This is a genomic window from Pseudoalteromonas sp. SIMBA_162, assembly GCF_046535955.1.
Classification (GTDB): domain Bacteria; phylum Pseudomonadota; class Gammaproteobacteria; order Enterobacterales; family Alteromonadaceae; genus Pseudoalteromonas; species Pseudoalteromonas marina.
Window position 1 is genome coordinate 61,902 of sequence record NZ_JAWJBQ010000020.1, and the last position, 12,217, is coordinate 74,118.

Sequence of the window (12,217 nt, forward strand, 5' to 3'; positions counted from 1 at the left end):
GAATAGTATGCCTAATTATGCAAATCGCTACATAAGTAGCCTAACTAGAGAAACGTATGCGTTAATACTGGCTGGTGGTCGTGGTTCTCGCCTGCACGAATTGACCGACTGGCGTGCAAAACCAGCCGTTTACTTTGGTGGTAAACACAGAATTATTGATTTTCCTTTGTCTAACTGTATCAACTCGGGTGTTAGGCGTGTGGGTATAGCAACACAGTATAAATCTCACTCACTTATTCGCCACGTAAATCGAGCTTGGGGGCACTTTAAAAAGGAATTAGGTGAATCGGTTGAAATATTACCTGCATCACAACGCCATGGTGATGAATGGTATTGCGGCACCGCCGATGCTGTTTTTCAAAATATGGATATTATTCGTCATGAGTTACCTAAATATGTAATGATTTTATCAGGTGACCACGTTTATCGTATGGATTATGGTGCATTGCTTGCTGAGCATGTTCAAAAAGGGGCCGATATGACCGTGTGTTGTATTGAAGTACCTGTTGAAGAAGCTGCAGATACCTTTGGTGTAATGACAGTAGATGAAGAAAGCCGTGTTTGTCGTTTCGATGAAAAGCCAGCTATGCCAAGCTCAGTGCCAGGCAAGCCGGGTACATGCTTAGCATCAATGGGTAACTACATATTTAATACTGAGTTCTTATTTGAGCAACTTAAGAAAGATGCTGAAAATGAAGGCTCAGGACGTGATTTTGGGCATGACATAATCCCCGCTATTATTGAAGAGCATAACGTTTTTGCATTCCCATTCAGAGACCCTCAACAGGAAGGTCAGCCATATTGGCGCGATGTAGGAACACTCGACTCATTTTGGGAGGCTAACATGGAGCTTGTTATGCCTGAGCCTCAACTTGATCTGTACGATCCAGCGTGGCCAATTTGGACATACCAAGAGCAATTACCCCCAGCTAAATTTATATTTGATGATGACGATAGGCGAGGAATGGCCCTTGATTCAACAGTTTCTGGAGGGTGTATTATTTCGGGGTCGGCAGTAAGAAAATCATTGTTATTTTCTAACGTGCATGTGCGCTCGTTTTGTGAAATTGAACAATCGGTTATTTTACCGGGTGCTATTATTAACCGCGGATGTAAAATTAAACGTGCAATAATAGACAGAAGTTGTGAAATACCTGCAGGGCTTGAAATAGGTTTTGACCGTAAAGCAGATGAAGAAAATGGTTTTAGGGTATCAAAAAAAGGCATTGTACTTGTTACCCGCGACATGCTTAGTGAACTTGCTAAAAAGTTAGAGCGTCAAACACAAGAAAATAAGAAACTAGCTTAATACAGAGTTAGGCAAAACAAGCTTGCCCTAAAGCGGGTGAGCTTATTAAAACAAAGGAAGTAGTAAATTAATGCATGTATTAATGGTTGCAGCAGAGAACGATGCGTTACCTGGCGCTAAAGTAGGCGGTGTAGCAGATGTAGTCCGTGATGCCCCGAAGGCTCTTGCAAAGCATAGCGTATCGGTTGATGTGGTGATCCCAGACTATGGATTTGAGCCATTAAATAGGCATTACATAGGTGAAGTAACCGTTGCGTTTAATGCTCAATCTCATGTAATGACCTTGTTTAAAGTGGATCAAACAAAAAATAACATAACTCAATTTGTAATAAGCCATCCAATGTTTAGTGAATCGGGTAGCGTTTATTGTAATGATGCACCGGGTAGGCCATTTGCAACCGATGCAACAAAGTTTGCGCTTTTTAATGCGGCTGTTTGCGAAGCATTACTGCAAGGACTACTTAAACGCCCTAGTACACTGCATTTACATGACTGGCATAGCGCATGCGTTTCTGTTTTACTTAAGTTTGAGCCGCGTTACAGTGCTTTACACGATATACATTTAGCGTACACAGTACACAATTTAGCACTACAAGGAATAAGGCCTTTTAAGCACGATGAATCGAGCTTAGAAGCTTGGTTTCCATCATTAAGTTACAACGGGCAACACTTGTGCGACCCAAGGTATGCAAATTGTTTTAACCCAATGCGTAGCGCCATTAATTTAGCAGACAAAATTCATTTAGTGTCACCTACCTACAGCCAAGAAGTGCTTAAACCCAGTAATTACAATGATGGCTTTTTTGGTGGTGAGGGGCTTGAACAAGACCTACAAAATGCAGCCGATCAAGGTAAAGTGGTCGGCATTTTGAATGGCTGTGAATACCCTGCATTGGAAGTTGCAAATGCAGTTATGGACGACTTGTACAACGAGGCAGAAAAAAGCTTATTTGCTTGGATGAGCAACAGCGAACAACTTGAAAGCGTTCACTACATTGCGCACCAACGATTAAAGCAATTTAAAGCGACACCAAATAATGGGCCAATTGTTACAAGCGTAGGTAGACTCACAGAACAAAAAGTATTGTTATTATGTCAGCCACTAAATGGTGAACTTGCGATAGACGCAGTATGTAATAGTATTAATAAACAGGGGGGGCGTTTAATCATATTAGGCTCTGGCGATAAAGCGCTAGAAGCATTGTTTACAAAAGCCATGGCACGTAACGAAAATTTACTTTTTTTAAAAGGTTATGCGCAAAGAGTAGGTGATTTAATGTATCAATTAGGTGATTTATTTTTAATGCCTAGTTCGTTTGAGCCTTGCGGAATAAGCCAAATGCTGGCTATGCGCGCAGGCCAACCTTGTTTGGTACATAGTGTTGGCGGATTAAAAGATACGGTAAAACACAATAAAAATGGGTTCAGTTTTAATGGTGCAACATTAAGTGAGCAAACACATACTTTGCTTTCATGTTTAACCGAAACGCTAGCATTTTATAAACAACATCCCAAAAAATGGCAGCAAATAAAATCTAATGCTAAAGCAGTACGCTTTTCGTGGTCTCAGGTTGCAAGTGATTACATTTCAACTCTGTACCGATAAAGTTTGTTTAATTTAACTTAAGCGCAGTGACATTTTAGATTATTTACGCTATTAATAACTTGGTATTAATGGAATGAAATAAAGTAGGTAAAGTGTCTGTATTTGTTGCAAGGCAAGCAATTTTCAATCGGCGTCAAAAAGTAGTTGCTTACGAGCTACTTTTTAGGGACAGTCCTAAAAACTTTTTTCCTGATATAGCCGAAGGGCAGGCAACTGCGCGGCTTATTATGGAAAATCAACTTAACTTGGGCACACGCCATATCACCTCTGGTAAAAAAGCACTCATCAACATTGGGCCTGAATCTTTAGAGCTTGACCTATGTGCCTTTTTACCGTGCCAAGACGTTGTAATAGAGCTTCTTGAAAGCATAGAGCCCACTGATACAAATTACGAGTTATGCCGAGATCTCTTTCATAGTAATTTTAATTTAGCCCTTGATGACTTTGTTTACAAACCGCAATGGGATCGCTTTTTAAAGCTGGTTAAACTCATAAAATTTGATATAACCATAACCCCATTAAACGATATTCACCCTATTATAAAAAAGCTCAAAGATCACAAACAAATTAAGTTGTTGGCCGAAAAAATAGAAACTCAGGAAGAATACGAAGTTGCCGCTGGCATGGGCTTTGATTACTTTCAAGGTTACTTTTTTGCAAAACCCACCATGATGAAGCATAACGACATTGATTATAACTACGGGTTAGTCGTTGCAATATATGCTGAAATAATGGGCCCGAATCCAGATTTAACCAAAATAGCAGCGTTGTTTGAGTTGGATGCCGCACTGGCTTATAAATTACTACGTTTAATTAACAGCGGCGTATTTCCTATACAAAGTAAAATAGCCTCCTTAAAGCAAGCATTGGTTTATTTGGGCCAGGAGCGGTTAAAAAAGTTTGTTAGTTTAATTGTGACCGCTCACACAGCTGGTAAAAAGCCTGCAGAGCTAATGCAAGTGTGCGTCGTACGTGCGCGCTTTTGTGAATTGATTGCTAAAAAAGTGGCCAAGCATCAGTCAGGAGAGGCGTTTTTAACCGGCTTATTTTCGCTCCTTGATGCTGTTTTAGATCAACCAATGAGCTTGCTTGTTGAAAAATTACCTTTTCAGGATGATATAAAAGCAGCCTTGCTCGAAGAAAAAAACACACTGTATTACATTTTAAAAGTTGTTAAAGCATACGAAACCGGCAGCTGGTGGGCACTCGAACAAGCTGTTATATTTTTAAATATACAAAGTGATATACTACCAGAGCTTTACCAGAAGTCGGTTGACTGGGCCGACAGCTATAAAAATAATATTTAACGGAAAATAGCTTTAATGCGTAATTATAATATGGACTTTATTCGCGGCATTGCCGTGCTTGGCTTAGTGTTTATGAATGGCTATGCCTTTGGTTTTATGGAATTCGGTTATGTGCCTTTAACTATCCCCCCTGTAAGCGACACCCTCATTGAATACTTGAATATACTGTTTATAGAAGGCCGATTTAGAACGCTGTTTAGCTTACTTTTTGGCGCAGGTTTGTATATTCAATGGCAGCGTTTTAAATCATCTGTGCAAATAAAAAGTAGATTATATTGGCTCATAATTTTTGGTCTAATACATGGCTTTTTACTTTGGGCTGGTGATATTTTGTTTGTTTATGGAGTGTCTGGCTGGTTTATTATTAAATATCTAGACACCGACAACCCTAAGCTATTGCAAAGAGGGCTCGAGTTTACTGGGCTCTCGGCGGTGGTTACGTTTTTAGTGTTGTTCACTATTCCTGACGATCAGAGCTTTCGTGATTCTGCCGAGTTTATCGAGTTATTTAGCCCCCATTACAGTGACTATTTTAGTGAAAATCTTTATATAAATATTCTTATGCTAATAACAGTGCCGTTAATGACGATGTGGATGTGCGTTGGAATCATGCTAATTGGCATTTACGCGTTTAAAGAGGGAATATTTAACAAAGGTCTATCAAATCAGCAGTTGTGGGTGTGTGCCTTAGGTGTACTTATATTTTGTAGTATACGACTAAGCACATCAACGCTTACTGGTGGTTTGGGTATGAGTTTACAAGAAATTTCTAACATGTTCGCTGCTCTGTGTATGGCTGGGCTTTATATTCATGTAATTGTTAAGTTTTGTAATAATAGCCCACAGTTTGGCAAACTAATACAGCAGGCGGGTCGCATGGCATTCACACTGTATATAAGCCAAACAGTTATGCAATTGCTTATTTATAGAGTGTTATTTCCAGAGTGGATACTTAGCTTTAATAGAATAGATTACTGGTTAGTTGCTGGCAGCTTAGTTGCTGTGCAGTTATTATTTACGTTATTTTATAGTCGTTATTTTAAACAAGGGCCGCTTGAAGTGCTGTGGCGCAAATTAACCGACATTAAATCGGCGGCATAACTCGCATTTTTAGGTGGTTTGGGTATACACTAGCGACCCTAAAAAATTAATACTATTAAGTGATATGACCGAATTAAAACGTTTAAATAAATTTATTAGTGAAACAGGTTTTTGTTCACGCCGTGAAGCCGATAAATATATTGAGCAAGGTCGTGTGTCAGTTAATGGTAATGCGCCAGAAATGGGCGTGAAGGTTGCAGCAACCGATGTAGTATTGGTCGATGGTAAACCATTAAAAACGCCACCTAAACGCGTTTATATTGCTTACAATAAACCGGTGGGTATTACATGTACAACCGAACGTAAAATCCAAAGCAATATTGTTAAAGCGGTTAATTATCCCGACCGTATATTTCCAATTGGGCGCCTAGATAGACCCTCTGAAGGGTTAATATTTTTAACAAACGAGGGCGACATTGTTAATAAAATTTTGCGTGCGGGTAATAACCACGAAAAAGAATACGTCGTCACCGTAGACAAGCCCCTTAATAGCCAATTTGTATCTAAAATGTCCAACGGCATTCCTATTTTAGATACTGTCACTAAAAAGTGTAAGGTTACACAAACAGCCCCTAAAGAATTTAAGATCATTTTAACTCAGGGGTTAAATCGCCAAATTCGTAGAATGTGCGAGTATTTAGGTTACGAGGTGGTGACTTTAAAGCGTACTCGTATTATGAATGTAACATTAAAAGGGTTAAAAGTGGGTCAATGGCGTCATTTATCCGATGTTGAAATGGCGCAAATAAACGACTCAATTGCTGACTCAGGCAAAACCCAAGAGCACTCGTTAGATACTAACAAGCAAGTTGATAAAAATGCTGCTATATCACCTAAGCGCGACTTTCAAGGTGAAAACCCTCGTCGTAATAAGCAAAAAGAGCGAGGCGATGAGCAAAAAAATAATCGAACTAATGCACCTTATCAAAAGCGATCTACAACCTATGTTGGTAAACCAAAAACGGCAAAAGCAAATAGTGCATCTAGCAATAAAGCAGGCGCACGCACTAAGCTAAGTTTAAAAAAATAAGCTAAGCAATTACCACTGTATTTATTTAAGTTATAAAAAATGCCACAGTTTACGCTGTGGCATTTTTATTTAGTTAAACACTCAATATGTCTTTATTTACGTGGTTGGTATTCAATTCTAAAAATCATAGTATATAAAACAGGCACTACTATTAATGTAAGTATGGTCGCAAAGCCTAAACCAAACATAATTGTGACCGCCATAGATTGAAAGAACACATCAAACAGCAAAGGGATCATACCGAGTATTGTAGTGATTGCAGCCATTGCTACAGGCCGCACACGGCTCACCCCAGAATCAAAAACCGCTTGGTAAGGTGAGCTGCCCGCTTTTAGCTCAAGGTTTATTTGGTCGACTAATACAATGCCATTTTTAATGAGCATACCACTTAAGCTTAATAACCCAAGTAGGCCCATAAAACTAAACGGCGCGTTCATTGCTAATAAACCGGCACTTACACCAATAATTGCCAGTGGAACTGTGGCCCAAATTACAAGAGGCTGCTTTAATGAGTTAAACAGTAAAACCGTAATAGCAAACATAGCTAAGTAGCCAAGCGGCAAAGACCCAAATATAGCTTTTTGAGCTTTGCTAGAAGATTCATATTCGCCGCCCCATTCTAATGAGTACCCATGAGGTAGCTCTATAGATTCAACAGGGCCTCGTACTCGGGCAAACAATTTAGCGGCTGTTTCATCTCCCAGCACATTTTGGTCGGCCATTACCGTTATTGTTCGCTTTCTATCGCGACGCATTATTAGGCTGTCTTCCCATTCAACGATAAACTCATCTACCACTTGAGTTACTGGTACAAATACACCTAAAACAGGGCTGTATATTTGTAAATCATGAACGCTATCTACATTAAGACGCTCATTAGCAGGGGAGCGCGCAATAATTGGCAGTAATTGAGTACCATCGCGATATACGCCCACCTGTTTACCCGACAAGCTTGTAAGCAGCACATCATCCAGATCTGATTTACTTATGCCTAAGCGTCGAGCCTTTTGCTCGTTAAACTGTGGGCGAATCATTTTGGTTCGCGCACGCCAATCATTACGAATATTAAATGCGCCGTCATCTTGAGCCATAAGCTTTTCAGCTTCAGCTGCGAGCTTTCTAAGAATGACAGGGTCAGGGCCTGTAAAACGGGCTTCTATTTTTGCATCAGTAGAAGGCCCAATTTCCATAGGCTTTATTTTTAGTTGAGCTGATAACGGTGTATTTTGAGAATAATCACGGACCTTTTGCATAACAACTGCAACTGCTTCGCGGTCTTTTACTCTTATAATAAGTTGTCCATACGACGAGTAAGACTTTTGAGGCGCATAAGTAAGCATAAAGCGCGGCGCACCTTGCCCGGTTGTACTTGTTACTTCTTCTACAAGTTCTTCTTTTTGCAAATAGTTTTCAAGCTTCTTTATGCCATCTAGTGTGGCACGAATATCCGAACCTTGTTGTTGCCAGTAATCTACGTAAAACATAGGTGTGTTAGATGCAGGGAAAAACGACTGCTTAACCGAACCAAAACCCACTACGGCACTGCACAGTAATACAACCATGAGGATCATTGTTGACTTACGATAGTGCATTGCTAAATCTAATAGCGCTTTATAGCCTGTAAAAATAAACCCTTGGTATGGGTCGTTATCTGAATCGTCTTCAGTGTTTTTATCTTTTTTAAATTCATTTTCTGAAAACATAAGGTTTGCAAAAAATGGAGTTAAAGTAATGGCGGTTATCCAGCTAAGTAACAGCGATATAAACAACACCCAAAACAAGCTGCCCGCAAACTCACCGGTTGCGTCAGAGCTTAAACCAATTGGCGCAAACGCAGTAATACCAATAATAGTTGCACCTAACAATGGCCATTTAGTTTGCTCCACAATGTTAACTGCGGCTTTGAGTTTGGTTTGGCCACGTTTTAGGTTAATTAAAATTCCTTCTGTAACCACTATGGCGTTATCTACCAGCATACCAAGGGCTATAATAAGCGCACCTAACGATATACGTTGTAAGTCTATGGCAAACAACTTCATAAAAATGAAGGTGCCTAAAACCGTTAGTAATAAAATACCGCCTATTAAAATGCCGCTTTTAAGGCCCATAAAAATAAGGAGTACCACAATTACTATCGCAATGGCTTCTAGCAGGCTAACAATAAAACCGTCTACCGAGGTTTCTACTTCTTTTGGCTGGTTGTATACAGCATTCACGTCAATACCATGCGGGCGCTGGTACTCAAGTTTTGCTAAGTGAGCATCAATACGTTTACCTACATCAACCACATTAACGCCATTCATAAACGATACGCCAATTAATAGCGCTTGCTCAGAGTTATATCTAATTACATTAGTGGGTACTTCAGCGTACTCTCTAAATACTTCGGCAACATCACCTAAATAAATAAGCTCGCTCGCACCCGGTTTAGAAATCAGCAGAGTTTCAAGTTCTTTAACATCTTTAAATTCGCCGGTAGGATGAAAACGAATCGACTCATCGCCCACTCTAATCTTACCTGCGTTAGACACCGTGTTTTGAGATTGTAACAAAGCAAATATATGGCTAGGTGCAATACCAAGTTGGGCTAATTTACGGGTAGATATCTCTACCATTACTTGCGGCTGTTGCTCACCTGCAATCGTTACCTTGCTTACCCCTTTAACTAATACCAGTTCACGCTTTAAATAGTCAGTGTAGTCTTTTAGTTCATCGTAAGAGTAGCCGTCACCTACAACAGAATATAAAACACCATATACATCGCCAAAGTCATCTAAAATTGTGCTTGGGTAAACACCACTGGGTAAAGACGGAGAAAGATCGTTTATTTTACGACGCATTTCATCCCAAATTTGGCGAAGTTGCTCTTTTCGATAAGTGCTCTTCATTTCCACGGCGATTTGCGACTTCCCGTTGGATGAAATAGAAGTCACGTGGTCAACATAGGGTAACTGTTGAATTGCATTTTCGAGTGGAAAAGTAACTTCTTCCTCGACTTGCTGCGGTGATGCGCCAGGGTACATGGTAATAACCATGGCCTGTTTAAGTGTAAATTCAGGGTCTTCTAACTGGCCTAAATCAAAATACGATACGCTACCACCAATTAAAAGCAGCAGGGCAAACATCCAACTAATTACTTTTTTCTTTATAGAAAATTGTGCAAAGCTCATAATTATAAGCCTCGCTCTTTATTCCATGGACGAACTTTCATGCCTTCTTCAATCGAGTGAACACCCGCAGACACCACAATTTGGCCCTCTTTAATACCGCTAAGTACCTCTATGCCATCATGGTGTAATTGGCCAACTTCAACAGCTTGCTTATGGACTTGGCCGGTATTTTCATCATAAAGCCAAACATAGGCATTATTTTTAATTGCTTCTTGAGGATCAGAAAAAACCGATTCAATAGGGAGTATTGTGTAAGCAACCTGCGAACGTGTCACTTTACTTAAATCAATTAAAACGCGGCCAGTCATACCTGCTAGTAAGTTAAAGTCATCAGGCACGGGTAACGAAAACACCACTTTATAGGTCAGTGTTGCTGGGTCGGCTTGGGTGTCCCATTCTTTAATATCGAGCGAGTATTCTTTATCTTCAAAGCCATCAAATTTAACAGTAGGGTGGTAATCAGTGCCTTTTTTGAATCGTGCCACTATTTTTTCAGGAACCTGAATTTCTACGTCCATTAAATCGCGCGTTTCTAGGCGCAAAATATTTTGTTTAGCTTGAATATTTTCAAAATTCTTTACAAACACTTTGGCAACAGTGCCCGCAAAAGGGGCTCGCAGTTCACTGTATTCTAGGTTGGTTTCAGCAATTTTAAATGCCGACTCAGCTATTTGCATATTGGCGGTTGCTTGGTCGAGTTCAGATTGGCTGGTAATTTTTTTCTCGAATAATTGTTCAATTCGTCTCAGTTGCGATTTTGCCAGTTCGTAACGTGCTTTACGTTCATCAAACTGGAGCTGAAAATCTTCAGGGTCTAATTTGGCTAGTAAATCGCCTTTTTCAACGTGTTCACCAGCAAGAACCGGAAACTCTATAAGTTCTCCGTTTACCCTAAATGCAAGGTAAGATCCTTGGTTGGCAACCACCTCAGCAGGGAAACTGCGAATATTAATTTGAGAGTCATGACCAATATTGAACAGCTTAACAGGGCGAATGGGCTCTTCTTTAACTTGTTGTTCTGGTTCAGAACAGGCAATTAAGCTAAGTAGGGTCGTTGTTAGTAAACATAGACGAAAGAGTTTCATGTCTTCTCCGTTGCAATATTGGCAAAATAATTAAGTGCAGGATACGCTGCAAACATATAAAATAAAATTCATTAAATTTTAGAGACTCAATAAGTTTTACTTATAATGTTTTGAGGCGGTATATGAAGCTGAATCAATTAGTAATATTAGATGCCATAGTGCAAAGCGCAAGTTTGAGCGGTGCTGCACAAAAGCTTCATAAAACACAGCCCGCGCTAACGTTGGCTATAAAAAACTTAGAAGCGCAAATAGGCTTTGAGCTGCTAGATAGAACTAAGTACCGGTTACAGCTTACTGAAAAAGGACGTATTTTTCATCGTGAGGCACAACAGTTACTGCATGCAAATGACGAGCTTGCCAAACTCGCAGAAGAGCTTTCGTTAGGAAATGAACCCCAATATCGGATTTGTTACGAACAGCTCTGCCATAAACAAAGTTATAACAAGATCATAAGTAATACTTTTAGGCAGTTTACGAGTACAGAGTTTTGTATTACCAGTGGTAAACGGTTTGTATCGTTAGAACAAGTTAATAGTGGGCAAGCAGAGCTAGGTATTGGCCCCTGGTTTGATTTATTTCATGCTACAGGTGACTTAGAAAGCGTACCCATAGGTAAGCTCGACATTGGTATAGTAAGTGCTAAAGGGTTATTACCCCAACAGTTAACATACACACAATTACAAACCTATCCGTGTTTAGCTATGTTTGAAAGCGATTTAAGCATAGACAGCGATAGGCTATCTTACTCTAAAGGTTCTGCAATGATGAAAATAGACGACGTAGCAACTTTAAAGTCGTTTTTACTTTCAGGGGCCGGATGGGCAATGATGAGCCTAGAGCATTGCAAACCTGAAATAGAAGCAGGCTTATTACAAGAAATCCATATTACAGACCGCGAACATAAATTTAGCGCACAAATAAGAGCGTTTAGGCAACATGCTATTCATCATGGCCCTGTGGCACGCACTGTATGGGAGCAATTTAAACAACTAAGCAAGGCCTACGCTGATAAAAATGGATATTGAAAAAGAAACCCTTATTTATACCGTAATAGCCGCAATCCCAGCAGGAAAAGTAGCAAGCTATGGTCAAGTCGCTGCGTTGGCTGGATTTCCGCAAAACTCACGTTTAGTTGGGCGTTTATTAAAAATAATGCCAAGTGATTCGGTTATTCCATGGCATCGTGTTGTAAACAGCCAAGGTAAAATAGCGTTCCCTGTAGGCAGTAACAAGTACCAAGAACAGCGTCAAAAGTTATTATCAGAAGGTGTGCTTTTTAAAAACGACAAAGTAAATATGCGTGAGTGCAGGTGGCAGTAAAGTTACTATTGCAAGTCCGATAAATTAGTGCCACTCGACACAGTAAAATACCTACTAGATATTTTTTTGCTAAGTACTTAGTATAAACAGATGAATACCTAGACATAATGACTCCTACACGGTGTTAGCCTCCGCTTTTCGTGGGTTAGCTTAATTCAAAGCCAGAGCCATAATTAGTTTGTCAATTAACTAAACAGCAGAGGCTAACATGAATAAACATAGCATACTTTTTATCGGTCTTGATACACATAAAGAATTCAATGAAGTTGCCTATATTGAAGAACATAGA

At 39.8% G+C, this 12,217-nt stretch carries 9 protein-coding genes; 7 read left to right on the forward strand and 2 right to left on the reverse strand.

The window, feature by feature from the left end:
* The first annotated feature begins 7 nt into the window (after positions 1-7).
* From glgC to rluF, 5 genes are all read left to right on the forward strand, one after another.
* Positions 8-1,309, forward strand: coding sequence for a glucose-1-phosphate adenylyltransferase (glgC, locus tag R0J88_RS14860; protein WP_410900285.1), 1,302 nt, complete (start codon positions 8-10; stop codon positions 1,307-1,309).
* Between the two features lie 70 nt (positions 1,310-1,379).
* Complete coding sequence (locus tag R0J88_RS14865) at positions 1,380-2,915, forward strand: glycogen synthase (protein WP_410900286.1); 1,536 nt, start codon at positions 1,380-1,382, stop codon at positions 2,913-2,915.
* A gap of 92 nt (positions 2,916-3,007) precedes the next feature.
* Positions 3,008-4,222: an EAL and HDOD domain-containing protein gene (locus tag R0J88_RS14870; RefSeq protein ID WP_410900287.1), complete on the forward strand. Its 1,215-nt coding sequence runs from the start codon at positions 3,008-3,010 to the stop codon at positions 4,220-4,222.
* A gap of 15 nt (positions 4,223-4,237) precedes the next feature.
* The gene (locus R0J88_RS14875) at positions 4,238-5,323 is read left to right on the forward strand and encodes a DUF418 domain-containing protein (RefSeq protein WP_410900288.1); all 1,086 of its coding nucleotides are present in this window, start codon (positions 4,238-4,240) and stop codon (positions 5,321-5,323) included.
* A gap of 64 nt (positions 5,324-5,387) precedes the next feature.
* Complete coding sequence (gene rluF / locus R0J88_RS14880) at positions 5,388-6,353, forward strand: 23S rRNA pseudouridine(2604) synthase RluF (RefSeq protein WP_410900289.1); 966 nt, start codon at positions 5,388-5,390, stop codon at positions 6,351-6,353.
* 92 nt (positions 6,354-6,445) lie between these two features.
* Here the strand turns inward: rluF and R0J88_RS14885 are convergent, their stop codons facing one another.
* On the reverse strand, positions 6,446-9,523 hold the full coding sequence (locus R0J88_RS14885; protein ID WP_410900290.1) for an efflux RND transporter permease subunit: 3,078 nt from the start codon (positions 9,521-9,523) through the stop codon (positions 6,446-6,448).
* 2 nt (positions 9,524-9,525) lie between these two features.
* Positions 9,526-10,608, reverse strand: a complete 1,083-nt coding sequence (locus R0J88_RS14890) for an efflux RND transporter periplasmic adaptor subunit (protein ID WP_039037405.1) — start codon at positions 10,606-10,608, stop codon at positions 9,526-9,528.
* A 122-nt stretch (positions 10,609-10,730) separates the two neighbouring features.
* On the opposite strand from R0J88_RS14890, the gene R0J88_RS14895 reads away from it, so the two are divergent.
* Both R0J88_RS14895 and R0J88_RS14900 read left to right on the forward strand, forming a co-directional pair.
* A complete protein-coding gene (locus tag R0J88_RS14895) occupies positions 10,731-11,633 on the forward strand; it encodes a LysR family transcriptional regulator (protein WP_410900291.1) in 903 nt (300 codons plus the stop codon).
* Positions 11,623-11,928, forward strand: a complete 306-nt coding sequence (locus R0J88_RS14900) for an MGMT family protein (RefSeq protein WP_410900292.1) — start codon at positions 11,623-11,625, stop codon at positions 11,926-11,928. The genes R0J88_RS14895 and R0J88_RS14900 overlap by 11 nt, the downstream gene beginning before the upstream one ends.
* Positions 11,929-12,217 lie beyond the last annotated feature (289 nt).

Bases quoted from the DNA above. Each gene is read 5' to 3' on its own strand.
- glgC (WP_410900285.1), top strand. From the start codon at position 8: ATGCCTAATTATGCAAATCGCTACATAAGTAGCCTAACTAGAGAAACG.
- R0J88_RS14865 (WP_410900286.1), top strand. From the start codon at position 1,380: ATGCATGTATTAATGGTTGCAGCAGAGAACGATGCGTTACCTGGCGCT.
- R0J88_RS14875 (WP_410900288.1), top strand. From the start codon at position 4,238: ATGCGTAATTATAATATGGACTTTATTCGCGGCATTGCCGTGCTTGGC.
- rluF (WP_410900289.1), top strand. From the start codon at position 5,388: ATGACCGAATTAAAACGTTTAAATAAATTTATTAGTGAAACAGGTTTT.
- R0J88_RS14885 (WP_410900290.1), bottom strand. From the start codon at position 9,523: ATGAGCTTTGCACAATTTTCTATAAAGAAAAAAGTAATTAGTTGGATG.
- R0J88_RS14890 (WP_039037405.1), bottom strand. From the start codon at position 10,608: ATGAAACTCTTTCGTCTATGTTTACTAACAACGACCCTACTTAGCTTA.
- R0J88_RS14895 (WP_410900291.1), top strand. From the start codon at position 10,731: ATGAAGCTGAATCAATTAGTAATATTAGATGCCATAGTGCAAAGCGCA.
- R0J88_RS14900 (WP_410900292.1), top strand. From the start codon at position 11,623: ATGGATATTGAAAAAGAAACCCTTATTTATACCGTAATAGCCGCAATC.